The 26,368-nt window shown below is 60.2% G+C and carries 21 protein-coding genes; 5 read left to right on the top strand and 16 right to left on the bottom strand.

Features of this window, described 5'->3' with window-relative positions:
• Positions 1-9 precede the first annotated feature (9 nt).
• A complete protein-coding gene (rpmB, locus tag P272_RS0100930) occupies positions 10-204 on the bottom strand; it encodes a 50S ribosomal protein L28 (protein WP_029677698.1) in 195 nt (64 codons plus the stop codon).
• A 124-nt stretch (positions 205-328) separates the two neighbouring features.
• Positions 329-1,357 carry a helix-turn-helix transcriptional regulator gene (locus P272_RS09510; RefSeq protein WP_029677697.1) on the bottom strand — a complete coding sequence of 343 codons (1,029 nt, stop codon included), beginning with the start codon at positions 1,355-1,357 and terminating at the stop codon, positions 329-331.
• 407 nt (positions 1,358-1,764) lie between these two features.
• Between P272_RS09510 and P272_RS0100920 the strand changes: the two genes are divergently transcribed.
• The gene (locus P272_RS0100920; RefSeq protein WP_044097684.1) at positions 1,765-2,565 is read left to right on the top strand and encodes an ABC transporter ATP-binding protein; all 801 of its coding nucleotides are present in this window, start codon (positions 1,765-1,767) and stop codon (positions 2,563-2,565) included.
• Here the strand turns inward: P272_RS0100920 and P272_RS0100915 are convergent.
• Entirely contained in the window at positions 2,525-3,169 is a 645-nt protein-coding gene (locus P272_RS0100915) for a sugar O-acetyltransferase (protein WP_044097683.1), read from the bottom strand. The genes P272_RS0100920 and P272_RS0100915 overlap by 41 nt on opposite strands.
• Positions 3,170-3,397: 228 nt before the next feature.
• On the opposite strand from P272_RS0100915, the gene P272_RS0100910 reads away from it, so the two are divergent.
• A complete protein-coding gene (locus tag P272_RS0100910) occupies positions 3,398-3,850 on the top strand; it encodes a GNAT family N-acetyltransferase (RefSeq protein ID WP_029677694.1) in 453 nt (150 codons plus the stop codon).
• 50 nt (positions 3,851-3,900) lie between these two features.
• Positions 3,901-4,722: a mechanosensitive ion channel domain-containing protein gene (locus P272_RS0100905; protein WP_044097682.1), complete on the top strand. Its 822-nt coding sequence runs from the start codon at positions 3,901-3,903 to the stop codon at positions 4,720-4,722.
• Between the two features lie 66 nt (positions 4,723-4,788).
• On the opposite strand, the gene P272_RS0100900 is transcribed toward P272_RS0100905, so the two are convergent.
• From P272_RS0100900 to leuC, 9 genes are all read right to left on the bottom strand, one after another.
• Complete coding sequence (locus P272_RS0100900) at positions 4,789-5,937, bottom strand: D-alanine--D-alanine ligase family protein (protein ID WP_029677692.1); 1,149 nt, start codon at positions 5,935-5,937, stop codon at positions 4,789-4,791.
• Between the two features lie 296 nt (positions 5,938-6,233).
• Positions 6,234-7,235, bottom strand: coding sequence for an NAD(P)H-dependent glycerol-3-phosphate dehydrogenase (locus P272_RS0100895; protein WP_172636680.1), 1,002 nt, complete (start codon positions 7,233-7,235; stop codon positions 6,234-6,236).
• Positions 7,236-7,348: 113 nt separating this feature from the next.
• The gene (locus P272_RS0100890; RefSeq protein WP_029677690.1) at positions 7,349-8,242 is read right to left on the bottom strand and encodes a lysophospholipid acyltransferase family protein; all 894 of its coding nucleotides are present in this window, start codon (positions 8,240-8,242) and stop codon (positions 7,349-7,351) included.
• Positions 8,243-8,256: 14 nt separating this feature from the next.
• The gene (gene murA / locus P272_RS0100885) at positions 8,257-9,588 is read right to left on the bottom strand and encodes a UDP-N-acetylglucosamine 1-carboxyvinyltransferase (RefSeq protein ID WP_029677689.1); all 1,332 of its coding nucleotides are present in this window, start codon (positions 9,586-9,588) and stop codon (positions 8,257-8,259) included.
• A 139-nt stretch (positions 9,589-9,727) separates the two neighbouring features.
• A complete protein-coding gene (locus tag P272_RS08780; protein ID WP_081708973.1) occupies positions 9,728-10,873 on the bottom strand; it encodes a CPBP family intramembrane glutamic endopeptidase in 1,146 nt (381 codons plus the stop codon).
• A gap of 10 nt (positions 10,874-10,883) precedes the next feature.
• Complete coding sequence (locus tag P272_RS0100875) at positions 10,884-13,508, bottom strand: CPBP family glutamic-type intramembrane protease (RefSeq protein WP_029677687.1); 2,625 nt, start codon at positions 13,506-13,508, stop codon at positions 10,884-10,886.
• A gap of 167 nt (positions 13,509-13,675) precedes the next feature.
• Positions 13,676-14,635, bottom strand: coding sequence for a CPBP family intramembrane glutamic endopeptidase (locus P272_RS08775; RefSeq protein WP_052323072.1), 960 nt, complete (start codon positions 14,633-14,635; stop codon positions 13,676-13,678).
• 114 nt (positions 14,636-14,749) lie between these two features.
• Positions 14,750-15,436: a 3-isopropylmalate dehydratase small subunit gene (gene leuD / locus P272_RS0100865; protein WP_029677685.1), complete on the bottom strand. Its 687-nt coding sequence runs from the start codon at positions 15,434-15,436 to the stop codon at positions 14,750-14,752.
• 52 nt (positions 15,437-15,488) lie between these two features.
• Positions 15,489-16,892, bottom strand: coding sequence for a 3-isopropylmalate dehydratase large subunit (leuC, locus tag P272_RS0100860; protein ID WP_029677684.1), 1,404 nt, complete (start codon positions 16,890-16,892; stop codon positions 15,489-15,491).
• 151 nt (positions 16,893-17,043) lie between these two features.
• On the opposite strand from leuC, the gene P272_RS0100855 reads away from it, so the two are divergent.
• A complete protein-coding gene (locus P272_RS0100855) occupies positions 17,044-17,832 on the top strand; it encodes an IclR family transcriptional regulator (protein WP_044097623.1) in 789 nt (262 codons plus the stop codon).
• Positions 17,833-17,841: 9 nt separating this feature from the next.
• Here P272_RS0100855 and P272_RS0100850 read toward each other — a convergent pair whose 3' ends face one another.
• Complete coding sequence (locus P272_RS0100850) at positions 17,842-19,314, bottom strand: serine/threonine protein phosphatase (RefSeq protein ID WP_029677682.1); 1,473 nt, start codon at positions 19,312-19,314, stop codon at positions 17,842-17,844.
• 207 nt (positions 19,315-19,521) lie between these two features.
• Between P272_RS0100850 and P272_RS0100845 the strand changes: the two genes are divergently transcribed.
• Positions 19,522-20,481, top strand: coding sequence for a polyprenyl synthetase family protein (locus P272_RS0100845; RefSeq protein ID WP_029677681.1), 960 nt, complete (start codon positions 19,522-19,524; stop codon positions 20,479-20,481).
• A gap of 261 nt (positions 20,482-20,742) precedes the next feature.
• On the opposite strand, the gene P272_RS0100840 is transcribed toward P272_RS0100845, so the two are convergent.
• The 3 genes from P272_RS0100840 to P272_RS0100830 form a co-directional block, all read right to left on the bottom strand.
• Positions 20,743-22,236 carry a cytochrome ubiquinol oxidase subunit I gene (locus P272_RS0100840; protein WP_029677680.1) on the bottom strand — a complete coding sequence of 498 codons (1,494 nt, stop codon included), beginning with the start codon at positions 22,234-22,236 and terminating at the stop codon, positions 20,743-20,745.
• Between the two features lie 261 nt (positions 22,237-22,497).
• Entirely contained in the window at positions 22,498-24,399 is a 1,902-nt protein-coding gene (gene cydC / locus P272_RS0100835) for a thiol reductant ABC exporter subunit CydC (RefSeq protein ID WP_253269631.1), read from the bottom strand.
• The gene (locus tag P272_RS0100830; protein ID WP_029677678.1) at positions 24,377-26,347 is read right to left on the bottom strand and encodes an ABC transporter ATP-binding protein/permease; all 1,971 of its coding nucleotides are present in this window, start codon (positions 26,345-26,347) and stop codon (positions 24,377-24,379) included. The genes cydC and P272_RS0100830 overlap by 23 nt, the downstream gene beginning before the upstream one ends.
• Positions 26,348-26,368 lie beyond the last annotated feature (21 nt).

The following is a 26,368-nucleotide window of genomic DNA, read 5'->3' as shown; positions in this document are numbered from 1 at the left end:
GAACCGCACTCAGGCGGCGACGCGCTGCACCTTACCTGCCTTGAGGCACTTGACGCAGACGCGCAGACGCACGTTCTGACCGTCAACAGTGGTGTGCACCGACTGCAGGTTGGGGCGGAAGATGCGCTTGTTCCGGATATGCGAATGAGAAACACTGTAACCGGTCTGCGGGCCCTTGCCGCACACCGCGCAACGAGCTGCCATGATGACTTCCTTTACGTTGTTTTCCAAGTCGTCCCAGGTGTTCTTGCCCGCAACGCAAGGCTACGGATGAACACACAACTTTGTTAGATTACTACATTCCGCTAAGTAAGGCAAATTAACGGTCTCAGGCACGGGGAGGCTTGCGGAAGATGCCGATCAGAGACTGAAGTACTCCGCAGAATACCCCGCCGATGATCCAGATGGCCCAGAATGGAATGCGCCAACCAAAGAGATTGTCATAATTGCCGGAGAAGAGCATGGTCAGGGCCACCAGCGTGCAAAGGCCCATGATGGTTCCGCTGATGGCATTGCTTATCCGGTGCTCGTAACGATAGGTATCCCAGCGACCATCATCGGGGGAATCAACCTGCCTGTTGTAGGCACGGAGGTTCATCATCCTATGGCTGGTTCCCGCGTGGACCAGCAGAAAGACCCCGAGAGCCAGAAGAAGGAAGAAGACAAACCCTCTGACTTGATCGGACCAGTCCCAGATCAGGTATCCGGCAGAGTTGATCCCCACGTCCAAGAGCACGACAGCCAGACCGCAGACCAGCTCCCAGGTAGTCTGCCGATAGACTCGCGAGCGCTCCTCATCGGTATAGAAATCCGCCACATAGGGATGCCTGCGGCGAAAGTCCTTCCTGGCGGAAACCGCCGGTATGAGACAGGCCAGGCCCAGGACGATGCCAACCATCAGAGCAAGAAAGGCCAGACCATTCTGCGTGTCAGTCGGTTGGTTGACTCCGGCGAAGAGACCACCGAAAGCCAGTCCCAGCATGATAAGGGCGATGCCGAAAGCCATACGCAGACTGTAGACATTGCTGAAGGATGCGTAGCCGGTCACGTCTTCCATAGCAGATTGGACGGGGGGCATAGTCGCATGTGTTGTCGAAGTCGCCTGGGTGGTTTCCTGATGGTCCGACCTGGAAGCACGCTGCCCGGAACCCGGATGCCGAACATCGCCCAGTACCAGATCATCAAGGGTGCAGCCGAAAAGGTCGCAGATGGCCAGGAGCTTATCCATCTCAGGATATGCCTTGTCCGACTCCCACTTGGACACCGCCTGACGGGACACCCCCACCAGCATGGCCAGCTGCTCCTGAGTCATGTTCCGCTGCGAACGCAGATACTGCACGTTGGTTCTGAAACTCATAATGTTCTTTCTCCCGATCGACAGAATGCCGATTCAACCAGCAACGAGACCATGATGAAGCGTGCAGGGCTCCGACCGCCACCAGCTTTGGGTTGCGCCCGGCAAAGACACCGATATTTTCCGTCAACCGACGGTTGCATCCTTGCAATTCCAAGGAAATAAGCAATCACTGAATCCCTGTCATCCTGATGACGAGCCGCCCATCAATCCCCCTTCCGGCAAGAGATACGACCCCTCTACATTCACGATACATACCCTTCAGGAGCAAATGCGAATCCTATGGATACCACCCTGAACTGTCCCCGATTCAACCCTGAAAACACCCTGAGCGGAGCTCTCACCATGGTCTTATAGAGATAGAGGCCAGGCGGGAAACGATCGAAAGGAAGGCAACGATGCAGCATCGGATGGCTAAGGATCCATACGCACAGACCCCACTCATTCTGGACAAGATCTCCTACGACTACGGAACGCGGCAGAAGCAGGGCGTCCGAGTGCTGGACGAAATCAGCCTGGAATGTCAGGCTGGGACCTGGACGGCCATCATGGGTCCTTCAGGCGCCGGCAAATCGACCCTTCTCTATTGCGCCGCTGGACTGCTCCAAGTCAGGCAGGGCAGTGTGGCCATCGCCGGTGAGGACCTGACGCGAATGAAAGAGAGGGAGCTGACCAGACTCCGGCGCGACCATATCGGCTTCGTCTTCCAGGACTACAACCTGGTCAACGCCTTCACCTGCCTGCAGAACACCATGCTGTCCAGCCTCTTCGGCGGCAGGAAAATCTCCGCCCAAGCGGCCCTGTCCGCCCTGTCCAACGTCGGCTTGGAGGGGTATGCCAATGCCTATCCGGCCGACATGAGTGGTGGCCAGCAGCAGCGCGTGGCCATCGCCAGGTCTCTGGCTGCCAGCCCGGAGATCATCATGGCCGACGAGCCCACCGGCGCCCTGGACACCCATAGCTCTCGGGAGGTCATGGACCTCTTCGACCTGGCCGTCCGAAGCGGCCAGACCATCCTCATGGTGACCCACGACCCCAATGTCGCCGCCCGGGCCCACCGCGTCATCTTCCTTCAGGACGGGCGCATTCAGGCAGCTTGCCCGGGCGGAGACCCGCAGACCATAGCCCAGCAGCTGGCCAGCATGGATGCTGTGCCAGATCAGAAGGCTTTCAGCCCTCCCTTGGCAGTTCCATCCGATCAGCCTCGGTGATGGTCCGAATTGCCCGGCAAGGCACGCCCACGGCCAGGGAGTCAGGCGCGATGTCATGGGTGACCACGGATCCAGCCCCGATGACCGCCCCATCGCCGATGGTCACTCCCCCGGCCACAGTCACATTCGATGCCAGCCAGCAGTTGGAGCCGATGGTGATCGGAGCACCAAACTCGTAGTCATAGAGGGAGCCATCCTCATGGCGCCTCAGATTCCGCTCCTGCCACCGCAGTGGATGCAGTGGGGTGGCCAGGGTGACGTTGGGGCCGATCATCACATCGTCGCCAATCCGTACAGGGCAGGTATCCAGAACAGTGAAGTTGAAATTGGCGAAGATGCGCGAGCCGAGCTTGGTGAAGCATCCATAGTCGAAGTAGATAGGACCCATAAAATCGACGTCCTGACCGTGTCCGGGCACCAACTCGTCCAAGAGCCGACTGCGCAGGTCATGCTCCTGCTCGGAAGATGCGTTGAACAGACGACAAAGTTCGTGGGCCTTGACCCGTAGCTGGCCCAATTCAGGATTCGAGGCATCATAGAGCTCACCAGCAAGCATCCTCTCCATCTGCGAGCGCTGATTCCCTTTGCCAGCTCCGCCAGCCATATCCGTCAGTTTCGAGTCCTTATCCATGGCCATCCCATCGTTCCCGCGTCATTTCAGTGTCGCTGCTGCAAGCTCGCACTGCTTGCAGAGTCCCCATCCATGTAATCGTCTGGGTCAGACAGCTTACAGCTACACGTACCGTTCGTCATCCGGTTGCGGACATCCATTCACGCCGAGGGTCAGGCTTGGTAGATTGGAGGCAGCGAAGGACCGTGGCGAGGAGGAAGCATGCGGTATGAGGTGAGCGAGGCCATTCCTGAGGATGCCAAGGCTATTCGCAAGGCGGTATTCGTGGAGGAGCAGGGCTTTCACAACGAGTTCGATCGAACCGACGATGTCAGCCTCCACATCGTGGCCTATGACGGGGATAAGCCCGTCGGGGTATGCCGAATCTTCCCCGACCGCGACAAGACATGGACCCTTGGCCGGTTGGCGGTTCTGAAGCCTTACCGCGGTCAGCATCTGGGCGCCAATTTGGTAGGCAAGGCTGAGGAAACCGCTCGGAACCACGGAGCCGACCGGCTCACCCTCCATGCCCAGGAACGGGTGGAGGGCTTCTATGAGTCCTTAGGATATAGGGACATGGGCATTCACGACCAAGACGAGGGATGCCCGCACATGTGGATGGACAAGCCGCTAACGGAGGGCATCGGAAACGAGCCGGAGGACAAGGCCTCATGAATCCGACCGTCAAGTTTGCCAGCACAAGCATCGCTGCGAATAAGGATCCCATGGGAAGGTCCGAACAGGCCATCTCCAGCTTCAGCGATGCCGTCATCTTCTGGTTCCGTCAGAATTTCGGAAAAATCATTCTTCTGATTGTCGTGGCTGTCTGCGCTGCCTTGATCTCCAAAATCGTAGCGGCGGCTATGCGGCGTGCCCTGGAACGGACCAACCTGCCCAGTGCCTCCATCTTCGTCAACATCGTCCGCGCCCTGATTTGGATCTTCGCCGCTGCCACAGTCCTGCAACCCGTCTTCGGAATCAACCCATCCACTGTGGTCGCCGCCCTGGGCGTCAGCGGCCTGGCCCTCTCCTTCGGATTGAAGGATACAATCGCCAACATCGTCGGCGGCTTCGGACTCATGGTCAGCAAGGTGGTCCAGCCCGGTGACATCATCACTATCCAGGGCACCACCGGAACCGTCCGCGATGTGACCTGGCGCCATACCATTGTCATCGACAGGACCGGCAACCAGCTGCTGATCCCCAACTCCATCCTCAACACCACGGCACTCGAGAAGATCACCGAGGCGGGCGAGGCCGCCACCACGGTTCCCTTCACTCTGCGAGGGGATGCCGATATAGCCAGGTCCTCCCATTCCATTGCACAGGTGGTGGCTCAGGCAACCAAAGGCATGGCCATGCCATCCAACCCGCCCATTGTCCAGCTCCAGGGCTTCACCCCTTATGGCATCAAGGGCCAGGTGGTCATGTTCGCCAAGCAGGGTGTCATCGCCGCCGATATGCAGGATGCCGCCACCCGCGCACTGGCCGGCCAGGACTACCTGGTTCAGGAGGCCGAGCTCCCGACAAAAGACATTGAAGATTAGAAGAAACGCAAGAGTGGCATTCCCTCTTCTCGCGAGAAGCCTCAAACTCCGCAGGCAACTCCAGCGTCAGGCCGATACACCCTCAATCAGATCGGTGATCAGATCGGTGTAGGTGATCCCTGTGGCTTCCCAAGCCTTGGCATACATGGAGATAGGCGTAAAGCCAGGCATGGTGTTGATCTCGTTGACAATGACCCTGCCCTCGGGCGTCACAAAGCAGTCGACACGGCTCAGACCGGCACCATCCACGGTTCTGAAAGCCTTGGCAGCCAGGTCGCGAACCTTCTGAAGAGTCTCCTCTGGCAGGTGCGCAGGAACCTCCACGTGGGAGGCGGAGGAATCCACATATTTGCTGTCGAAGTCGTAGAAGGCCTCGTCCTGATCAGCCTTGTCCAGCACCACCTCGCCAGGCCAGGCTGTACGGGGCTCTCTGTCCTTGCTTGAGGCGAGCACGGCGCATTCAATCTCCCGCCCTTCAATGCCCTCCTCTATCAGGACCCGCCAGTCATGCTTTGCCGCCTCGGCGACCGCAGCAGCCAGGGCTTCGGCTTGAGGCTCTTCCACCTTGACCACACCAAAGCTGGATCCTGCGCGAGAGGGCTTGACAAAGAGCGGGTAATGCAGCTCTGCCTTCTCCACAATGGTCAGCAGGTCGGCCCCGGCCCGTTGTTCACGGGAATCTATGGTGATGCCAGGAGCCACAGGTATGCCGGCTTGGCTCAATAGGATCTTCGTGTAGTGCTTGTCCATGCATGCGGCAGAGGCGAAGACCCCACATCCGACGTAGGGCAGGCCCATCATTTCAAGCAGGCCCTGCAGGGTGCCGTCCTCACCGTAAGGGCCATGGAGCACCGGGAAAACCGCATCCACATGTCCCAAGGGCTCCAGGGAATCGAAGGCCTTGGAAGGCTTGGCTTCAGAGACCAGGTCGGCATGGTCTCCGATCAGAAACCCATCCCTGCCACGGGCCATGTCGAGAATAATCGGACGGCTGCCTTCAGTTATCTGCACGGTTGGCAGACTGGCATCGTCCAGACCCCACTGCCTGGGATCCTGGCCGCCGATGGTCCATCGGCCGTCCTTGGTGATGCCAATGGGGATGGGATCGTATCGTTCGGTATCAATGGCATTGAGCACGCCGGCCGCCGACACACAGGATATGGAATGTTCGTCGGCACGACCGCCATAGAGCACCACAACACGTTTCCTGACCATCATTCCTCGGCTTTCCTCATCCTGGACATGAATTCCAACCTCAGCTCAGGCACCTGCCCGGGCAGATACATCATTCAAGACAGCAGAATATCCCCTTGGCGGGCAGCAAGACCTGGTCGGGGCCGCTCATCCACAAGCTTGGCACGAACAGGCATGATGGTGCTGAGGTAGGAACCAGATGAGTCAGACGCGCAATTGATTCGAAAAATGTTTATCGCCGATCAAAGGATTGTTAGCACCGGCTTCACAGCTCTCGCACCCCTATAGCCTTCGGAAGTTTCTGATGGCCGCCAGACTCACTCTGCAGTGATCTGCCCGCCGAACAGCTCGTCGATCATGCCTCGGCAGCTCAGGCCCTGATCCAGCACATGGCTCATGGCTGTAGCCAGCGGGGTCGCCACCTGGTAGCGCTTGCCCAGGGCCACGACAGCATCGGTGGTAGGCACACCCTCGGCGACACCCTTGCTGACGCGAGTGGCTTCCTCGATGCTTTTGCCCTGACCCAGATTAAAGCCAAAAGTGTAGTTCCTGCTTAGGGACGACCCACAGGTGGCCACCAGGTCGCCTACCCCGGCAAGACCGGCGAAGGTCTTGGACTTGGCACCGCAGGCCTCCCCCAGGGCGGTGAGTTCAGCCAGCCCCCTGGCCTGGATCATGGCGGCCGTGTTCTCCCCGAACCCAGCCCCCCGTGACATCCCCACGGCCAGTGCAGTGACGTTCTTCAGCGACCCGCACATTTCCAGGCCGATCACATCGTCCGAAACGAAGGCCTTGAAATAGTCGGTCGTGCATGCACGAGCCACTCTCATGGCGGTACCGGCATCCGCGCTGGCGACCACAGTGGCGCTCGGCTCGCGGGCGGCCACCTCCTTGCTCAGATTGGGGCCGGAGACGGCCGCAAACCTGGCTGGGTCCAGATCCAGCGTCTGGCAGACCACCTGGTCCATCCGCCTGTCGGTGCCCCGTTCAATCCCCTTCATCAGGGAAACCGCAATGGCATCATGACCCAGCAGACCCTTGAATTCCGTCAAGGCCTCACAGGCGTGCTGGGCGGATATGGCAACAACCACGATCTCTGCCCCCGAGACTGCCTCGGCCCGGTCACCCTCAGCGCTGATGGCATCGGGCAGCCTCTTCACATTCGGCAGACGGCGAGTATTCGAATGTTGACTGTTGATTTCGCCCACGACATCCGGGTCGATGTCCCACATGACCACCTGGTTGCCTGCGTCAGCCAGTACCTGGGCAAAAGCGGTTCCCCATGCGCCTGCTCCCAATACCGCAATCTTCGTCATCATTCTCCTTTGCATAATGCCGTGCGCACGGGAACGCCGACCAGCAGCCTCATTCTTGTCTCTACCATCCTATGACACCACTGCCAGGCAGGAGGAGTCGGAGGTGGGTTCCGGCCTTATTGCTCGCTTCTGGGCCGACGAGTCATGGTCACATAATCGAAATATCCAGCCGCCGGAGGCTTCTCGCCACGAATCTCGGCCATGACCTCTTCCATCCGGTTGCGCAGGCGAACACAGAGGGCGTGCACGGACTGCTTGGGAGGTTCCGCACCCCACTGATCCATGTCTTCCAGAAGGTCGGAATAATCAAGGAGCCGGTCATAGCACATGACCACGTTCTTGCGAGGCCAGGGCCACTTGTGATTGATCGAAGCCGCCCCCCAGGTGATGCTGGGATAAAGAGGAACCATGTGACCCAGCTGCCGCGAGGCTTCCAAGGCGATGAATCCCACCCCGGGCTTGAGCGACATGGGCCACTTCAGAGGGTCACGGGTCACGGTCCCCTCGGGCCAGATGGTCAGCGGTCTGCCTGAGGTGATGATACTGATTGACTCTTCCTCAATCGACCTGGCCTTGCCGGACTTGCGTTCGACCGGCTGCATGCCCACCATGCGGAACCAGCTGCCGATAAGGGGCCAATGGGCCATCTCGGCCTTGGCCATATAGCGGGGGCGACGACCCAGGTGGAAGAGGGCCATCATAGGAATGAAAACATCAAACTGGGTCACATGGGTGGCTGCGGTGATAAAGGGCCCGGCCTGCGGCACTCGTTCCAGCCCCCAGGCATAGACCCGGCAGGAGTCGCGCACCACCTGGGAGACCCCGCGCAATAGACGGGTGGTCCCCACAGGGTGCTGACCATCTATCTCGTCCAGGGCCGGTGTGCGGTGTCCAGTGGGATAGTAGCGGGTCGGATCCACCAGCTTGTGCCGTTGGGCCAGCAGGTCCACCTGCTGGTCGGACAGGGCGGACACCGCAGACCGGGGGGAGGGTTTGCCTTTGGAAGCCATCTATGTCTGCCGGATCAGTCGATTTGCGCGTCCAGGGCCAGCAGCTTGTCGCGGAAGTCCTCGTAGCCGCGGTCGATCAGGGAGATGCCGTGGACGGTGGAGGGGCCGGAGGCTGTCAGTGCGGCGATCAGGTGGCTGAAGCCGCCACGCAGGTCGGGCACATCGATGTCTTGGCCGGTCAGCGGGGTGGGCCCGAAGATGACGGCAGAGTGGTTGAAGTTGCGCTGTTGGAAGCGGCAAGGCAGGGACCCCAGGCACTCCTTGTAGAGCTGGATGGTGGCACCCATCTGAATCAGCGGCTTGGTGAAGCCGAAGCGATTCTCATAGACGGTCTCGTGAACGATGGAAAGACCTTTGGCCTGGGTCAGAGCGACCACCAGGGGCTGCTGCCAGTCGGTCATGAACCCGGGGTGCACGTCGGTCTCGATGGCTACGGGGCGCAGGTCACCGCCCGGATGCCAGAAGCGGATACCGTCGTCGCGCACATCGAACTGGCCGCCGATCTTGCGGAAGACGTTCAGGTAGGTCATCATGTCGGGCTGGTGAGCGCCCTTGACCATGATGTCGCCATGGGTGGCCAGGGCGGCGGAAGCCCAGGAGGCTGCTTCAATCCGGTCGGGCAGGGAGGTGTGGGTGAAGCCCTTCAGGGAGGGCACCCCCTCGATGCGGATTGTCCGGTCCACGTCCACGGAAATCTGTGCGCCCATCTTCTGCAGAACCGCCACCAGGTCCATGATCTCGGGCTCGGTAGCCGCTCCTGACAGCTCGGTACGCCCCTCGGCCAGGACTGCCGCCAACAGGGTCTGTTCCGTCGCGCCCACCGAGGGGTAGGGCAGGTGAATCTTAGCCCCATGCAGGCCGTCTGGCGCTGTGATATGGATGCCGGCCTCATGCTCCTTGTCTACATTGGCCCCCAGCTTGCGCAGGGTCTCCAGATGGAAGTCAATGGGCCTGCTGCCGATGCGGCAGCCGCCCAGAACGGGGATGAACGCCTCTCCCATCCTGTGCAGGAGCGGTCCGGAGAAGAGGATGGGTATGCGGGAAGAGCCCGACAGGGTGTCCACATCGGCCACATCGGCCAGCTCCACATGGCTGGCGTCGATGGTGACCACGCCCTCCTGGGGACGGACGTCCACCTTGACACCGTGAAGCCTCAGCAGGTCTGAGACCACCTGGACATCGCGGATTACGGGCACATTCTTGAGTACTGAGACGCCCGGAGCCAAAAGGGCAGCCACCATGGCCTTGCTGACGAAGTTCTTGGCCCCGCGGACCTGTATGGTGCCATGCAGGGGCCTGCCGCCCACCACATGCAGCACATCATCCTGTGTATTCACCTTGGGCATTTATCGGCTTCTTTCTCGTATCCGCTCAGAGCCGGGCTTTGGCACATCGTCGGCCCTTATTGCAAGTCTGCCACAGGGGGTGTGGGGACACCGTGAATTGTCGCCTCAGGCATAGAGCGTCCACCCCGTCAGATACTGGTCAGGCGCCGGTTGAAACGAAGGGGGTCAGCATCGTGGAACCCATGATCAGCAGCAACATGATGAAGAATGGGCAGGCCCAGGCGCCGTAGACATTCGTATAGGTGCGATTTTCCCGCAGAAAAGCGACAATCCGATGACGGCCCAGGTAGAGCACCAGGACGGCCGCCAGCATGCCTGCCAGCATCATGAGCACGTTGATGTAGGAGGACATGTTGTCGCTCATAAACCCCATGAGGAGTTCCAACCCGTCGCTGACGACCAGATTGTTGAACACATGCAGGGCTATGGACCAGAAGATGGAGTATTCGCAGGCCAGATAGCCCAGAAGCAGACCCATGAGGAAAGCGAAGAACCCCTGTCCAAGATCGCCATGGAAGAAGCCGAACATGACGGCGGAGGTGACGATGGCGAAGACGTGGCCATAGGGCTTCAGCGCGTGCAGGATGGCCCCTCTGAAGACCAGCTCCTCGATGACGGGGGCCAGTAAACCGACGTAAATAAACATGGGAATGGTACCCGAAGCCTGCTGGATCTGCTCGGTCGTGGTCCAGGACTGCTGCACTCCCAACCGCGCCACTGTCCAGTCCATACCTGACTGATACCAGTCGGCCAGGGTCTGCCCGGTCAACGTCAACGCAAAGCATCCCAGCAGAACCTGCCATGTCATGGGATGCAGATCAGTGTGGAAGATTCCACTAGGACCGGAATCGCAGATCTGCCGACGCCGCGTGAAAGCCAGGAAGCAGAGGCCTGTGCAAGCGGCGATCAGATTGATGATGCCCCCATACTCCTTGTCGGCATGGCTCATCACATATATAAATCCGGAGTGGGCAGGCACCGGATCAAACACGGCATTCCACTCCATCTGAGCCAGAACACCGAGCAGAAGGCCGACGCTGTTGATGATAAGCAGATAGACCAGCAGCAGGGCGGCCTGACGGTTGAGCATTTCCCTGGCCGCGCTCATCCATGCGCGATTCGCCGTGCCGCGTCTGGGCTTCTGAGTATGCCCAGTCCCTGACGCCTCGGCTGCCGTCGCTGTCTGCCCCATGTCACCATGCCCTTTCATGATCCTCTGCAGGTTTGGCCGTTCAGCACCGACCTCCAGCTGGTCCAAGTCTACGCCACCACCGGCGGCACCCATGCGTCATGCTCTAGAGCAGGCCGGGCACGAACTTGAAGATTGTCAGCAGCAGGCAGAGCAGCAAATAGAGCAGGAACCAGGGCTGCCTCCAGGACACATAGGTTCCCTTGGGTGCTCGATAGCGCCGCCGGTAATCCAAGAGGCTGGCGCGGTGCAGGAAGAACATGAGCAACCCAGCCAGAACCAGGACCAGAGCCACTGCCAAAACCGACAGGCGGGCAGTTCGCGGGGCGCTCATCAGATAACGGTTGGGCAGGCCGCTGAAGAGCAGATCGCCAACCACGCGGGCTCCGATGGCCCAGAACAGACCATACTCCAGGGAGCAGTACCCCAATGCCAGCCCCAGCAGGAAAATCCAAAGCCCCGAGACCGGATCACACTGCAGCAGGGCGCAGAGCAGGGACGCAGTCACAATGGCAAAGACTCGGCCAAACCGACGCAGCCCGTTGAGGATGATGCCACGGAACACCAGCTCCTCAGCCAGGGGAACCGCCAGGAGGGCGTACAGGGCCATCATCGGCGAGGAGGCGCCTGTGACCAGCAGGCTGCGCGAGGCCAAGGAGGGGATGTGCAGAAGCAGGCAGAAGTGGTTGAGGAACTTGTTCAGTTCATGGACCATCCCCTGGCCGAGCAGGAGCACCGTTACAAGGGCCAGCAGAGACGCCAGCGTCATCCTTCTATCTGTGCGCCAATGGACGGCATCCTGTCCTCGCTGATCCTCACCTCGAATAACGCTCCACTCTGAAATGCAGGCATAGGTCAGCGCCAATAGGACCGACAGGAGTGTGATCCCGTCGGATAGGAAGGCTATGGATCTGGGGTCCTTGACCTGCTCCATGATGACAGGCAGAATCATCCCTGAACCGACCATGAGTACCAGAACGGATATAGCCAGGTAGACGAAAGCGAAGGCGGCCTGCCCGTTGACGGCATGGAGAACCCCCGAACTGGCTGTGTAGGCGGTGGACTTTTTAGCAGCTGGTTTAGCCGTCTGCGGTTCCGCCTGAACCTGGGGCTGGGCCGCAACTGCAGCAGCTGGCGTAGCAGCGTCGAGTTCACTTGGAACAACAATCGGCTGCGAACTGACCGGCACCGGTCGGCTTGCTCCTGCGACTGGTTCTGCCGAAGCATTGGAAACGACTCTGGGAGCTGCCGACTCGGCTGAAGGACGGGTGCGGTTACGAGCAGACCGCCGCTTGGACGACCGACGGGTTCCCCCACTCCTTTCATGACCTCTGGCGGAAAGACCGAGATGAAGACCATGCGGAGAGCCGGACGGCTTGGTTGCGTCCGTCGTTGCGGCCTTGGCACTCACAGCAGCTGCAGCAGCCTCGGCAGCCTTGGCGGCGAGAGCCACGGAGGCGCCTGGAGAAGATACGGACGTGGGCGAAGACGTGAACTGAACGACCGACTGCGTTCCTGAAACTGCATTCACAGCCTCGGAAGATTCAGAGGAGGCAGGCTGAACGGCAATGCGCTCTCGGCCGACCTGCACGGGCTGATCGGCATGAGCCTTCTGTCCGTCAATAGCCTTTGACGAAACGACCCGACCACCGGTGCCGTCACTGGCGACTACAGCAGGCTGGGCAACCACCCGTGGAGTCGAACAGACCCGACGCCCCTGATGGTCGGCTCCGCTGACCTCGGCTTGTGCACCAGCGCCGTTCTGTCCTAAAGCCGATGAACCAGTGACCAGGGAATCCCAGTCGGCATCCGAACGACGGACAACGACTGGCCGGTCGGCGAATACCACGGGTGTCGCAGGCGCATGAACTGAGGTTGCGGGTGCAGAGACCTCCGAACTCGGTTTCGCAGGCATCGAATCCTGAGAACCGGGGGTCGAGGGCGTCCCGACCGTAGTCTCTGACTTGGGTTCAGTTGGTTCAACTGCGGGCGGAGCGGAAACGGTAGCTTTTGAAGACTCCTGCGCGACCTTGGAAGGTGCCAGAGCAGCGGAACCGACAGCATTGGCAGACGATGCGGAAGTTGCAGACTTGCCTGCACGGGTGCTGGTGGACGGCTTACGACGCTTGGGCATGTTCCAGGAGAAGAGCGGGCCTTTGCTCGTCTCAGGCTTGGTCCAGGACCAGACGACCTTGGCCACAGGCCGCTCCGGCTGTGCTGACGTCTCTGTGGCCGTCCCAGTGGCCTTCGAAGCCTCCAGCTCTCGGCGAACCACCACGCGCCGCGGGGATGGCTCCTGGCCAGAATCCTTTCCGCTCTGCCCGTCAAGCGGCTGGTCTGTCGGAGGAAATGCGGGAACTTCCGGTTGACTGGCCATGGTTACCGAGTTCAAAAAATTGTATGATCCGGGAAGCACCGAGGGTCGTTCACCAACTGGCATGGCACCCTTGTGCCCCTTGCCACCAGCTCCGTCATCACCCAGAACCGCTGTCTTCCTATGGGCTATCCGCCCCGGGTAGGCCAAGCCATCATCCACGGCCTCCCCCGGCAGACTCAAGGGCGGCAGGTCGATGGACCCTTCCTCATAATCCCAATGGCGTGCGTAGTCCTTACTGGCACTGTGGCTTGCAGTCATGAGGGCAATAGAGGAGCGCGACACCTTCCAGCGCCCCTGATCGCTTTGGGCATCGGCAGACTCGCTGCCGCTGTCGCGATCCTCATCATCCCTCATCCGCCGATGATCCTTCCCCTTCATGCACTACCGTACGACCGTCAAGGGCGTCCAGCGACACGAACCTTTCCCCACGTTCATATCAACACTACATACCCGAGTCTAGCCCGACCCCGCCCTTCCCTCGACATAATCCCGACAACGGGCCAGCGCTATCGAATGTCCGCTCAGGCCAGCCCCGGCACGAATTCGCTCAGGGCCATCAGCAGGCATGCCAGGCAGAAGAGCAGGAACCAGGGCGCCCTCCAGGAAGCATAGATCCCCTTGGGAGCGCGATAGCTGCGGCAGTAATCACGGAGAGTCCTAATCTTGAACAGCAGTCCAACGACTCCGGTCAGCAGCACCAGGATCATGAGCAGACCTAGTCCGATACGAACCACCTCGGGCGCCAAGGGCATGTACTTGGCCAGCAGACCTGAAGAGAAGGCATTGTTGAGCATGTGCACCAGCAGGGACCAGACCAGCCCGTACTCCATGGCCAGATAGCCCAGAACCAGGCCGGAAATAAAACCGAACAGGCCCTGAACCAAGGAACCATGCATGAAGCCGAAAAGCAGAGAAGAGGTAATAATAGCGAAGACTCGACCAAAGCGGCGCAAGCCGTTCATGATGATCCCGCGAAAGACCAGCTCCTCGGCGAAGGGTCCCAAAAGAATGGCATAGAAGAGCATGATCGGCGTTTCCATGCCGCTCTCGTCAGGTGAAGCCGGCGGATGCAGACCGGTTCCGGACAGAATGGCGCTCAGCCCGGAGTTGGCTGCACCGGCCACCAGCTGACTGAGGAAGAAGCAGGCCAAGGCGATGATCAACGCCAGCAGACTGAACCGGCGCGCAGTGACCCAACGCACCTGGTCCTGGCCATGCCGTTCATGGCCTACGATGACCGGCCACTGACTGATCAAGGCAAACAGCAGGGCAAGCACAACGGAGATAACCACTGTCCAGTCCGACAAAGGACCGTTGTATTGCTCTTTGGATGCGTGTGGGAAGAGAGCAGGCAGAACCACCTTGCCCCCCAAAAGACCCGCCAGGGTCTCGATGGCCACATAGATAAAAGCAAAAGCACTCAGGGCATTCACTGCCTGTCTAACGCCCCAGCTGTGCACATCGCCGCTGCTGTGCCTCATGATAATCGCCCCTCTTTGCTTGCCAACCGGTCACAGTCGACCAATGACTGTCACATTCCATGGTAGGCGAAGAGGGGGCGAATGACTTTCATATCAGGGCGCACGGCCCGTCGGTCAGATGATGCCGCGGTCAGCCAGGGGTCCAGGCCAGTTAATTTGGCCCTCCCTCGCTGAAGTAACCGGCTCTTCGGGCATGTGCTGGGCCGGCAGGGTACGCGGCTTGAAGGGGAATCGCTCGGCCCGCATGCGCTCATAGGCACGGATGTCATCCTCGTGCTGCAGGGTCAGATCGATGTCGTCATAGCCATTCATAAGCCGCCATCGCACATAGTCGTCCACCTGGAAGGGCAGGGTCACATCCGCGCAGGTGACCGTGCGAGCGCCCAGGTCCACGGTCATCTCGGTGCCGGGGTCCTCCTCCAGGAGCTTCCAGAGCAACTCCACTGATTCCTGGGACATAATGGCGGCCAGGACCCCGTTCTTGGCGGTGTTTCCATAGAAGATATCAGCGAAGCGGGGGGCGATGACCACGCGGAAGCCATAGTCCCGCAGAGCCCAGACCGCATGCTCGCGCGAGGAGCCGATGCCGAAGTCTGGCCCGGCCACCAGGACGCGGGCACCTGAGTATTCGGGCCGGTTGAGCACGAAATTCGGATCCCTTCGCCAGGCGTAGAAGAGCGCGTCCTCGAAGCCGGTCTTCTTCACCCGCTTCAGGAATACGGCGGGGATGATCTGATCGGTGTCGACATTGGAACGACGCAAGGGCACCCCGACCCCGGTTACAACGGAAAGTGGCTCCATGATGACCTCCTGCCTGCTGGATGGCGATGACGATAACGAATGATTGGTGGGCCTACAAATCGGCCGGGGAGCAGATGGTTCCCCTGATGGCCGTCGCAGCGGCCACCTCGGGCGAAGCCAGATGCGTCCTGCCGCCCTTGCCCTGACGACCCTGGAAGTTGCGGTTGGATGTGGAGATGGAGCGCTCCCCCGGCACCAGCTGGTCGGGATTCATTCCCAGGCACATGGAGCAGCCGGCGTTGCGCCATTCGGCTCCGAAGTCCTCGAAGATGCGGTCCAGCCCCTCCTTCTCGGCTTGAATGCGAACTCGCGAAGAGGCCGGAACCACCAGGACGCGATGCAGGTTCTTGGCCTTGTGATGCCCCTTCATGATGGCCGCCGCTGCGCGCAGATCCTCGATGCGCCCGTTGGTGCAGGAGCCGATAAACACGGTGTCCACGGCAATGTCCCGGATGGGCATCCCCGGTTTCAGGCCCATGTAGTCGATGGCCTCCTGGGCCGCCTGGCGCTTGGCCGGGTCGGCGATCTTCTCTGGCACAGGCACATCAGCGGCAATGGGTAGACCCTGCCCGGGGTTGGTACCCCAGGTCACGTATGGGGTCAGCTTGTCGGCATCCAGAATGACCTCCTTGTCGAAGACTGCATCCGGGTCAGTGGGCAAGGTACGCCAGTAATCCAGGGCCTGATCCCACATGGCCCCCTTGGGGGCGTGCGGCCGACCCTCCAGATAGGCGAAGGTAGTCTCGTCCGGAGCAATCATCCCGGCCCTGGCCCCTGCCTCGATGGACATGTTGCAGATGGTCATGCGCGCGTCCATGGACATGCGCCGAATGGCATCGCCCCGGTACTCCAGAACGTGCCCTTGGCCGCCACCCGTGCCGATCTTGGCGATGACGGCCAGGATGACGTCCTTGGCGCCCACGCCGGGCTTGAGCTGGCCTTGGACAGTGATGGCCATGGTCTTGAAAGGCTTCAGGCTCAGGGTCTGGGTGGCCAGAACGTGCTCCACCTCGGAGGTTCCGATGCCGAAAGCCAGGGCCCCGAAAGCCCCGTGGGTCGAGGTATGCGAATCACCGCAGACGATGGTCATGCCGGGCTGGGTCAGCCCCAGGACGGGCGCAAAAGCATGGACGATTCCCTGGTCGGCATCCCCCAACGGGTGCAGGCGGACACCGAACTCGCGGCAGTTGCGCTCCAGGGTGGAGATCTGCAGGGCCGAGACCTTGTCGGCAATGGGCCGATCGATGTCGATGGTGGGGGTGTTGTGATCCTCGGTGGCGATGACCTGGTCCAGGTGACGGATCTTCCGGCCTGCCAGGCGCAGTCCCTCGAAAGCCTGTGGACTGGTCACCTCGTGCATAAGCTGCAGATCGATGTAGATCAGATCGGGCTCGCCTCCCTGGCCTTTTCTGACCAAATGATCGGCCCAGACCTTTTCCGCCATTGTGCGTCCCATATCGCCTCCTGAAAGTCTACGACCGGCTGGGTTACCAACCTCATCAGCACCCCGCCGGCCTCTTACCACCGAGTATGGAACTGCCCAACCGTTATGAGCTTTTGCATTTCATATACTGAGATGGCATAATTCAACCATGGACACACCTTCTATGAACGACGACGACAGATACCCCTCCGTAAACGACACAAACATGCATCAGGAGGAGATTCATTCGGGCGTCGGCGTTCTGGACAAGACGGTGCGAATTCTGGACACCTTGGAGACCGGACCCATGACCCTGGGTCAGCTGGTCAACGCCACCGGGCTGGCTCGACCCACAGCCCACCGACTGGCCATCGCCTTGGAGCGCCATCGCTTCGTGCTGCGGGACGCGCATGGCCGCTTTGTCCTGGGCTCCCGCTTCGCCGAACTGGCCGCTGCCGCCGGCGAGGATCGACTGCTGACCGCCTCGGGGCCCATTCTGCATACACTGCTCAACCGTTCGGGCGAGTCAGCCCAGATTTTCCGCCGCCAAGGCGAGGTTCGGGTCTGCATCGCTGCAGTGGAACGCGCCTCGGGCCTGCGCGACTCCATCCCCGTAGGTGCCCTGCTGTCCATGGAGGCCGGGTCGGCGGCACAGATTCTGCTGGCCTGGGAGGAACCTGAGCGCCTCCATCAGGGACTGCGACACGCCAAGTTCAACGCAGCGACCCTGGCCACGGTTCGCAAGCGCGGTTGGGCCGAGTCCATCAACGAGCGGGAAGAGGGCGTCTGCTCCATCTCGGCCCCCATCCGCAACGGATCCGGGCAGGTCATGGCCGCCATATCCATCTCAGGGCCGGTCAACCGCATGTCCACCACGCCGGGGAGGCGCTACGCCCCCTTGGTCATGGCCGCCGGCAAATATCTGACCGAAGCCCTGCTACGAGCCTCATCTCCCGCCCGTCGTAGGGTCTGAGCGGAATTCCTAACCCCTTGGCCCTGATCGCCGCCGGGTTGAGCCCCATGAGGCAATCAACCCGGCCAGGGCCGTCAGGCCGCCTGCCAAGACCCCGGGCCGACGCAGGAGGTTGACTGCGTCCCCGGTAGAGGTTGGCACGTGGCTCATGGCGAAGGTGTATACCTTGTGGGATCCTGGCCGCCCAACCAATTGCCCGAACTCCAGGAGCTGGGTACGAGGATGATGGGGATGGCGGATGTCGAACTCGAAGAGCCGTGCCGCCCGTTTGCCGGGCACCGGACCGTAGGAGCCGAATCCGCATGTGGGCGTGGCCCCCAGCGTCAGATCCCCGCCGCTGCGTCCGACGAAGCCATTGCGATGGTCATGCCCGGCGAAGAGGGCGAAGTAGCCCCGGTTCCGGGTCAGCAGGTCATACTCGCCGCTGTCCTCGTCCGGGCAGGAGACACCTTCGCCCAGGTAGGAGCCCGGGCAGGTGCGCGACTCGTCCAGGACGTAGCAACGGGAGTCGAAGCTTCGATAGCCCTGGACCGCATAGGCTGTGGTGGCCGGCACCGGCTTGAGCAGATCATAGAATTGGGGAATGGGCATGTGTTGGAAGACGATGGATCGGTTGCCTAGTAGCTCAGGAGCGGCCGCCAGAAAGTCCAGGGCCTGGGCCGAAGGTGAGCCATAGCCGCCTGTACGGGCATAGTCGCCAGAGTCCAGCAGGACCAGTCCCATGACCACCCCGTGACCGTCGCAATCCGCAACAGGCAGGGCGAAAGTGCCCGGGGCGCAGACAAAGGCCGTCTGAGAGGGCAGGGCCGATCCGATCAGCGCATGAACCCGATCAGGATGGGCGACCGTAGCCTCCGGGTTCAAGCAACCAGGCACCTCCCGATAGATGGCATCCATCTGATCGGTGTCCAGGCCGCACTGAAAGTCGTGGTTGCCATAGGTGACGACGAATGGAATCCCACGTTCAACCAGTGGGCCGGTGATCAGGCCAACGGTTCTGCGGACCAGGTCCTCGGTGTGCTTGATGTTCTGCCGACGTACACGCTCGGCATCCCTGCGACTCAGCTCCCTGTGGTCCGCATCAGCTTGACCATCCTGGGATTTGGCGGAGCGCTTCAGGGAGGCTCCTCCAAATCCCAGGGCACCGCCCATGCTCAGACCAGCCGAATAGATGCCATCCAGGGGGGTGCTCCAACGTCTCTTACGGAAGGTGCGCTCGTAGGCCGTGTCGTAACCGGCCACCTGGTTGCCCGAGAAGACCACCAGATCGGGCTTTGCTGCATCACAAGCCGCGGCTATCAGCCTGATTGTGTCCGGAGAGACCTTGGGTCCCTCCTGGACGTCGGCCAGCTGCAGAAGTCTGAACTTGCCCGAGTAGTGGAACTGAAGTCGCCCCAGCCGGGCCGAAACGGACAGCGGTCGATCGCGCTCTCCCTCGCCGCCTTGTGGGGAAGCCTGATCCGCGTGGTAATGCTGACTCATACATCTAGCCTACTTCACTCGGCTTCACCTCCAGGCCGATCTATGCAGCCCCCTTACGAAAGGAATCCAGGCCGACACCCTGATGTTAGCTTGACCACAATGGTTATGGCGACAGCCAGGACCGGGCCGGCAATCTTCAGGGCTGGCCCCGGTCTTGGTATATTGGATACGTTGCGGTTCTTAACGAGATAGAGGGAGCGTACCTCCATGACAGAAGGACAAGAGCTCCTGTTGCGCAAGGATCTTGAGCGGGTCGTTGATCGTCTACACCAGGAGCGTACCCATGTGGCTCCCTACCAGGATGATTACCGTCGACTGCTGGATAACCATGGCAAGATGATTCGCGCTGCCATGGTGGTCCTCTTTGCCCGGGCCGGATCACGGACCGGAGGGCGCCTGGACGACACCGTCATTACCGGTGCCGCCGCCATCGAGATGCTTCATCTGGCCACCTTGGTCCACGACGACGTCCTGGACAACGCCCCCATCCGCCGCAACAAGCCGACGGTCCACACCATCCGGGGCAACAAGGCCGCCATCTATCTGGGAGATCTGATCCTTTCGCGCTACATGGAGATCATGGCCTCCATCGCTCCTGACACAGCCTTTATCCGCGAGCAGGCCGGTACGGTCTGTGAGATCGTAGGCGGCGAGCTCTACCAGGAGTCGGACCGCCACCACACCCATATAACCATTGACGATTACGACCGGGCCATCTCGGGCAAGACCGCAGCCCTCTTCCGCCTGGCCTGCCTGACCGGAATCCGCCTTGATGGCCAGCCAACTGACCCGGCCTTGGAGCAGACCGCCAGAGACTTTGGCGGCAATCTGGGCATGGCCTTCCAGATCATCGACGACATCAACGATTTTGATCTGGATCGCGACACCGGCAAACCCAAGCTGGAGGATATTCGCGACGGAATCTACACCCTGCCGGTTCTGCTGGGGTTCCAGGAGGATGAGAACTTCAGAACCTTGGTCCAGCAGGACGATCCCGACCGGGTGGTCGACTACCTCAGAGCACACCCCCAGTTGATTGAGGGCAGTCGGCGAATTGCCAAGGACTACCTGCAACGGGCTGCGAGCGGTCTCGACGATTCCCCCATGCCTGAGGGCGTATGCAACTTGCTGCAGCGAATCGTGACCAAGCTGACCGCCCAGGTCTGACCGAATCGGCGCGAAGGAACCCACGCAGCATAACCAGAGCGAGTGTGAGCCCAGCCTGGTATCAGCCACGAACCGAACATCCGTCACATCTGTCACTTCATGCTCGTCATTGCTCCCTTCTCTTAAATCTCATCACCACTGGCTGCAACTGAATGGTGCTAATAGCAAACCCCGATGACAGCAAATCCCCCGTTCCGAACCATGCGGTCCGAAGCGGGGGATTTACCGAAGGGGAAGGAAGGGTTTGAGGTCAGTCGACCATCAGGCCAAGGCAACCCGAGCCGGTGCGCCATGAACCTTGGCAGGCTGCGGCCCATTGCCGTCATCCGGCTTGTAGAAGGGTCCCTGGTGCAGGGTCCTCCTGGTGTAGAAGATCATGACTCCGCCCAGAACCAGGAAGAGCAGGAAGTAGACAATGCAGGTGAAGAGCAGGTTCGGCACCGTGCTGGTGGGCGAAACTCCATCGGCAATAGTCTGGTAACCGTAAACCAGCCATGGATAGCGTCCAAGCTCAGTCACCAGCCAGCCACTGGTCGTCGCAGCAAAGGGGGCGAAGGTGAAAATACCCATAATCCAGAGCTTCCAGCGCGAGGTGAACAAGGTGTTCTTCTTCTTACGTGTGAACCAGAGCACCAATGCCGATATCAGGGCAAAGGCAAACCCGATCCCGACCATCAGACGGAAGACCCAGAATAGGGTGGTTACCGGCACGTAGTAGTTCATATCCTTGCCAAACTTGGCGTCGTACTTCTCGTGCAGCTCCTTGTTGACGGTGTTCATGCCCTTGACGGCGCCTGTCTTCTTGCCGTAAGCCAGCTGCGACATGGCTCCGGGAATCTCGACGGACCCCTCGATCTTATGGTCCTTTTCATTGATCAGAGCCACAGCATTCCAAGGGGCGGGATCACCGGTGTCCTCATAGATGCCCTCGGTGGCAGCCAGCTTCATAGGCTGATCAGTCACGATGTACTTGCCTTGCAAATCACCGTAGGTAATCACGCAGATGGAACCGATAAGCCCGAGCAGCGCAGCCAGACGGATGGACTTGGTAAACAAGGTGACCTTGGCCTGCTTCTCGGAGTCGGCCTCGACAGCGGCCACGGCCTGGCCCTTGTTTCCCATATGCATCCTCAGCAGGCTGAAGGCACTGCAACCCATGACCACGAAGGCTCCTGTGCAGACGGCGGCGAAGAAGACGTGGGGGAACTCAATCCACAGCTGGGGATTGGATACGACGTCACCAAAACTGCGCAGCCTCACATGACCGGTGGCCTGGTTAATCTCGAAACCAACCGGATGCTGCATGAAGCTGTTGGCAGCCAGAATCCAAATGGCCGACATGGAGGAACCAAGGAAGGTCAGCCAGATGAAGACCGCATGCACGGCCGGCTTGAACCTATTCCAAGTGAACATCCACACGCCGATGAAAGTTGATTCCAGGAAGAATGCCAGCAGAGCTTCGATGGCCAGGGGGGCTCCGAAGATGTCACCCATGAACCTGGAGTAGTTGGACCAGTTCATGCCGAACTGGAACTCCTGGATGATGCCGGTGACCACGCCGACTGCGAAGGAGAGCAGGAAGATCTTGGACCAGAACATGGTCATCTTCTTGTAGACATCCTTCTTGGTCACCACATAAATAGTCTCCATGATGGCGACCGCCAGGACCAGACCGATGGTCATAGGGACATAGAAGAAGTGGAATATCGTCGTCATGGCGAACTGGAATCTAGACAATCCCAATACAGTGAACATCGTTCCTCCCAATCTCTGCAGGGTTCGTCGGGCGCGGGTACACGGGTCGAATCCGGACGGATTCAGATATGACCAGGCTTGTGCCCACAAGAACCTTTCAGCTCTCCCCGACTTCGCGACCCGGTCGCTTCCACGGGCTCCGGTTTCCAAACCGTCCAGTCCATGAACCGACGGCGCACGGTTACTGGCCGGGAAGCCATCCGCCAGGATTGGCGACCCGGCAACCGTGCAAAATTCATTGCTCGGGAAACAGCCTGATGGTCATTCAACAGGGTTCCGTCCATCTGAATCTGACTGCTTCTTTAAGTATATCCCTTGACCGGTACCATTGTCCACGTCCGAGACGTCCATGCGATAAAGTTCACGGAAACGGGCGTTTTCGCGGTACAGATCGACCGGACGCCCCTGCATGGCGATATGCCCGTCCTGCATAAAGACGACCTGGTCGGCCTCCTCCAGCCCCTGCAGGTGGTGGGTCACCCAAAGAAGAGTGCGATTCTGGCTGACCTTGAAGATCATGGCCATGAGCCGCCGCTCAGTTATGGGATCCAGACCGATGGTGGGCTCGTCCAGAAGGATGATCGGGGTGCGCTTGAGCACAATCCTGGCCAGGGCCAGACGCTGGCGCTGTCCGCCTGAAAGTCGGCCACCGGCCTCATCCACCGGCGTGTCGATTCCCTGGGGCATGTCATCCACGACCTGATCCAGCTGTACAGCCTTCAAGGCCTGGCGAACCTGATCATCATCGGCCTGAGGGGCGCCCAGACGCACATTGGAGGCGATGGTGGTGTTGAAGAGGAAGGCCTGCTGATTCAGGTAGCCAAAGAGTTCAGGACGCTGATCCTGCAAGGCATCGACCGGTATTCCATTGATCAGGATGCGGCCACTGGTGGGGCGCAGATCGCCAAGGAGCAGCTGAAGAACCGTCGTTTTGCCCTCCCCGCTGGGACCGAGCAGAGCCACCCGCTGCCCACCATCTATCCGCAGGCAAAAGTCGTCCAGCAACAGGGGGTCATCAGGGCCGTAGGAGAAGCTGACATGATCGAAGACAATTGACTTGATCGGACCCTCCAGCTTGGTCTGGGGACTTGGCGCAATCTGCCGGGATTCGACCCGCTCGGTCAAATCATTCAGATGGTCCAGCGAATCAGTATAGAGGGGGACCTCAGCCACGGCCTGGGAGACCACGATGAAGCAGTCGACCAGCGGGAACACCGCCAGCACTACGGCGGCTGCAAAGTCCGCAATGGAGGTGGAGCTGGTCATACGCAGATCCGCTCCAACGATCAGAGCCACCACCATGAGGGCGAAAATCATCTGGATGCCACAGTTGCGCCAGCGTTCAAACCGCTTCTGCTCTCTACGACCGGTGGCGATGTCGTTGAAGTCGCCAGACGCCGTATCCACGAAGCGCCGCCGACGGCGGGTAATCACCCAATCCCCCAGGCCCATGTAGCTCTCGGTCACTGCAGTGTACTGGTCCTGCCGCCGTGCCTTCTCCCTGTCGTAACGCCCGTCTGAATAAGCCAGTGAGACCAGCGGGACCAGAATCAGAATCAAAGCGAAAAGCAGGAAGAGCAGGAGCGAGGTCAGCCAGGAGAAGACGCCTACGGCGATGGTGACCACCACCCACATCATGTAGGCCACGACCGTGGGGAAGATGGTGCGCAGGTAGAAGTTCTCCAAGTGGTCCAGATCGTCCGAGAGCATGCCCAGGACCGTGCCCGTACGCTCATGTTCATTCAGGAAAGCTGCGTCCTTGGAAAGGGTACGGTAAAGCTGAACCCGTAGCTTGGAAACCACCCGGAGCACCCAGTCATGGCTCTTGATGCGCTCCAGGTACTTGAATGTGGGCCGTCCAATGCCGAAGGCTCTGGTCAGGACCACCGGCACGTACACGGCGAAGATGTTAAAGGGGTGGCGGGCTGACCTGCTGATCAGGAAGCCTGATGTAAACATCAGTCCGGCCGCGCACACGAAGGTGATGGTTCCCAGGAAGAAGATCAGGGCAAGCAACCCCTTGTTCTGACGTAGGTAGGGCCAGAACCAATGATCCCGGTGCCAGATATGCACATAGCCCGACAGCCCGCGGCCGCGGCGGGAGGTCTTCGACGATCCCGTGCCTTCTCTTCCGGCGGTTTCAGTCCTGCTGATAGTCGGCAATCTGGTTCCCTCCCATCTCATCAATCAGCGCATCCAAGGGTCCACCTTGACCAATCAGCTCGTGCGGATCACCCTGGGCCACAATTCGTCCATGCTCCAGCATGATCACCCAATCCATGTTGGCCAGCCAGTGCAGCCTGTGGGTGGCCAGGACGACCAGGTGCCCGTCCATGATGGGCAGCAGGGTCTGCTTCAGGTCGTATTCGGTCTCGATGTCCAAGTGGGCTGTGGGCTCGTCAAAGAACAGAATCTCGCGCGAGGGGTCCAGGATGCCCCTGGCCAGGGCGATTCGTTGAGCCTGACCCCCACTGATGCCGCGGTTGCCCTCTCCGATTTGGGTGGCCAGACCGTCGGGCAACGTTTTCAGCCAGTCGGTCAGTCCAGCTCGGTCAGCTGCGCGGGCCACTTGGGCATCGTCTGCCTCCTGATTGTAAAAGCGGATGTTGTCGGACACAGTGCCATGGAAGATGAAGGGGTTCTGCGGAATGTAGCTGATGTGCCGCTGCCAGGCAGCCACGTTGCAGTGCTCCAGCTGATGACCATCCAGGTCGATGGTGCCTGCCTTGGGCTGGTCAAAACCGGCCAGCAGATCCATCAGCGTGGACTTGCCGGCTCCGGAACGACCGACAATGGCCACCTTGGAAAAACCGTGCAGGTTGAAATCCAGACCGTTCAGGGCCAAAGGCTGTTCCTCCGAAGTACCGTCGGACCCCCTGATCTGTGAATCCGCAGCAGTTTCGACTGTAGTTCCATGCGGTGTCTTGGAGCCGGACTCTACCGAGGCCGATCCCCCGTCACGGTCATGTGCCTTGACTGCCTTGCGCTTGCGGCTCTTCTTGCTGGTCTTTTGGCTTTCGGACTTGGCCATGGCATCCATTTGCGCCCCGGCTGAAGCATTGCTCTCTACCGGCTTGGGACCAGGATAGGCGAAGTCGATTCCTTCCAGGCGCAGGTGGCTGTCCTCCTTCCATCCGGACCAATCCAGTTCCTCCAAGCGCTTGGGCTCTGGCTGGGCCAGCATATCCGCAATGTCGTCCAAGGCGTTCTTGCCGTTCAGCGTGGCGTGGAAATCATCGCCAAACTGGCGGATGGGCATGAAGTACTCAGGAGCCAAAATGAGGGCCAAAAGGGCTGGAAAGAGCTCCACCTTGGCATTGATCAGGTTGTTGCCCAAAAAGACGGCCATGATGGCGATGGCCAGGGTGGCGAAGAAGTCCAGAGCAAAGGTGGAGGTCATTGCCACCCGGATAACGCTCATGGTCCTCTTACGGAAGCGGTCCGAGACCGAGTAGATCTCGTCCTCGTACTCCTTGTCAATCCCCAGCATCTTCAGGGTTGGCAGACCCAGGACCGTATCCATGAACCTGGTGTTGAGCTTGCGGAATTGTGCATACTGCCGACTGGAGCGATCCCTGGCTGCCAGGCCCAGGATGACCATGAAGAAAATGAGCAGGGGCAGCATGAGCAGGAGGATGAGCCCGGAACCTGCATCCTGGGTCCAGACCACCACCAGGACGATCAGGGGAATGAAGATGAGATCCATCATCTTTGGTAGGACCGTCAGCACGTAGGTACGTACCTGATCGAGTCCATCCACCAGCATGGTGACGGCCGAGCCCGTGCCTCGCCGCGCCAGAGCCGACGGCCCCAGTGAGAAGACCTTGTCCTGAATACGAGGCCGCAACTCGGCTACGATGGCATCGGCACGGTCGGTGGCAACACGATCCTTGGCCACGTCGCAGAGCTGTCGACAGGTGTAGGCAGCCAGGAAAATCAGCACCGGCACCACCAACACCTTGAGGTCCTTAAGGCGCCAGATACGCACCAGGGCAAGGGTCAACCCATAGGCCTGAACCACCACACCTATTCCCTGGATCAGGGACAGGGCAGCCAGCAGGCCCAAGGTGGACCGGACTCCGTCGAAACGGAAGAGATTTTTGTCAATCAATGCATTATCCTCCGGATGCGC

Origin of the sequence: Bifidobacterium sp. 7101 (genome assembly GCF_000499285.1) — a bacterium.
GTDB lineage: Bacteria > Actinomycetota > Actinomycetes > Actinomycetales > Bifidobacteriaceae > Bombiscardovia > Bombiscardovia apis_A.
This window is presented reverse-complemented; position numbering and strand designations above follow the sequence as displayed.

What these genes read in the sequence shown, in the direction of transcription:
- P272_RS0100920 (WP_044097684.1), top strand. Translation starts at nt 1,765, where the DNA reads ATGGCTAAGGATCCATACGCACAGACCCCACTCATTCTGGACAAGATC.
- P272_RS0100850 (WP_029677682.1), bottom strand. Translation starts at nt 19,314, where the DNA reads ATGAGTCAGCATTACCACGCGGATCAGGCTTCCCCACAAGGCGGCGAG.
- P272_RS09510 (WP_029677697.1), bottom strand. Translation starts at nt 1,357, where the DNA reads ATGAGTTTCAGAACCAACGTGCAGTATCTGCGTTCGCAGCGGAACATG.
- P272_RS08775 (WP_052323072.1), bottom strand. Translation starts at nt 14,635, where the DNA reads ATGAGGCACAGCAGCGGCGATGTGCACAGCTGGGGCGTTAGACAGGCA.
- P272_RS0100890 (WP_029677690.1), bottom strand. Translation starts at nt 8,242, where the DNA reads ATGGCTTCCAAAGGCAAACCCTCCCCCCGGTCTGCGGTGTCCGCCCTG.
- P272_RS08780 (WP_081708973.1), bottom strand. Translation starts at nt 10,873, where the DNA reads ATGGGTGCCGCCGGTGGTGGCGTAGACTTGGACCAGCTGGAGGTCGGT.
- P272_RS0100915 (WP_044097683.1), bottom strand. Translation starts at nt 3,169, where the DNA reads ATGGCTGGCGGAGCTGGCAAAGGGAATCAGCGCTCGCAGATGGAGAGG.
- murA (WP_029677689.1), bottom strand. Translation starts at nt 9,588, where the DNA reads ATGCCCAAGGTGAATACACAGGATGATGTGCTGCATGTGGTGGGCGGC.
- leuD (WP_029677685.1), bottom strand. Translation starts at nt 15,436, where the DNA reads ATGGAGCCACTTTCCGTTGTAACCGGGGTCGGGGTGCCCTTGCGTCGT.
- P272_RS0100875 (WP_029677687.1), bottom strand. Translation starts at nt 13,508, where the DNA reads ATGAGGGATGATGAGGATCGCGACAGCGGCAGCGAGTCTGCCGATGCC.
- P272_RS0100840 (WP_029677680.1), bottom strand. Translation starts at nt 22,236, where the DNA reads ATGTTCACTGTATTGGGATTGTCTAGATTCCAGTTCGCCATGACGACG.
- rpmB (WP_029677698.1), bottom strand. Translation starts at nt 204, where the DNA reads ATGGCAGCTCGTTGCGCGGTGTGCGGCAAGGGCCCGCAGACCGGTTAC.
- P272_RS0100845 (WP_029677681.1), top strand. Translation starts at nt 19,522, where the DNA reads ATGACAGAAGGACAAGAGCTCCTGTTGCGCAAGGATCTTGAGCGGGTC.
- P272_RS0100855 (WP_044097623.1), top strand. Translation starts at nt 17,044, where the DNA reads ATGAACGACGACGACAGATACCCCTCCGTAAACGACACAAACATGCAT.
- P272_RS0100905 (WP_044097682.1), top strand. Translation starts at nt 3,901, where the DNA reads ATGGGAAGGTCCGAACAGGCCATCTCCAGCTTCAGCGATGCCGTCATC.
- P272_RS0100910 (WP_029677694.1), top strand. Translation starts at nt 3,398, where the DNA reads ATGCGGTATGAGGTGAGCGAGGCCATTCCTGAGGATGCCAAGGCTATT.
- P272_RS0100895 (WP_172636680.1), bottom strand. Translation starts at nt 7,235, where the DNA reads ATGATGACGAAGATTGCGGTATTGGGAGCAGGCGCATGGGGAACCGCT.
- P272_RS0100900 (WP_029677692.1), bottom strand. Translation starts at nt 5,937, where the DNA reads ATGGTCAGGAAACGTGTTGTGGTGCTCTATGGCGGTCGTGCCGACGAA.
- leuC (WP_029677684.1), bottom strand. Translation starts at nt 16,892, where the DNA reads ATGGGACGCACAATGGCGGAAAAGGTCTGGGCCGATCATTTGGTCAGA.